The sequence below is a fragment of the Burkholderia sp. BCC1996 genome (genome assembly GCF_905339955.1).
Lineage (GTDB): Bacteria > Pseudomonadota > Gammaproteobacteria > Burkholderiales > Burkholderiaceae > Burkholderia.
Map to the genome: position 1 here is coordinate 1 of NZ_CAJPHM010000098.1, position 516 is coordinate 516.

Below are 516 nucleotides of genomic sequence, written 5' to 3' on the forward strand. Positions count from 1 at the left end.
TCGACCTCGACCGGCATCAGCTCGCTGTCGACCGGCCTGAGCTCGACCGATAGCTCGGTGGCTTCGCTCTCGACTTCGACGTCGACCGGCCTGTCGTCGGCAAACAGCTCGATCAGCTCGCTGTCCACCTCGACTTCGACGGGTATCAGCTCGTTGTCGACGGGCCTCAGCTCGACCGATAGCTCGGTCGCTTCGCTGTCGACCTCGACGTCGACTGGCCTGTCGTCGGCAAACAGCTCGATCAGCTCGCTGTCCACGTCGACCTCGACCGGCATCGGCTCGCTGTCGACCGGCCTGAGCTCGACCGATAGCTCGGTCGCTTCACTCTCGACTTCGACGTCGACCGGCTTGTCCTCAGCAACCAGCTCGATCAGCTCGCTGTCCACCTCGACTTCGACGGGTATCGGCTCGTTGTCGACCGGCCTCAGCTCGACCGACAGCTCGGTGGCGTCGCTGTCGACCTCGACGTCGACTGGCCTCTCGTCGGCAACCAGCTCGATCAGCTCGTTGTCCACC

1 protein-coding gene is annotated in these 516 nt (G+C 64.3%); it reads right to left on the minus strand.

Going from position 1 to position 516, the window contains the following annotated elements:
• A partial coding sequence (locus U4Z64_RS37380; RefSeq protein WP_321822693.1) for a hypothetical protein occupies window positions 1–516 on the minus strand: 516 nt, incomplete at both ends.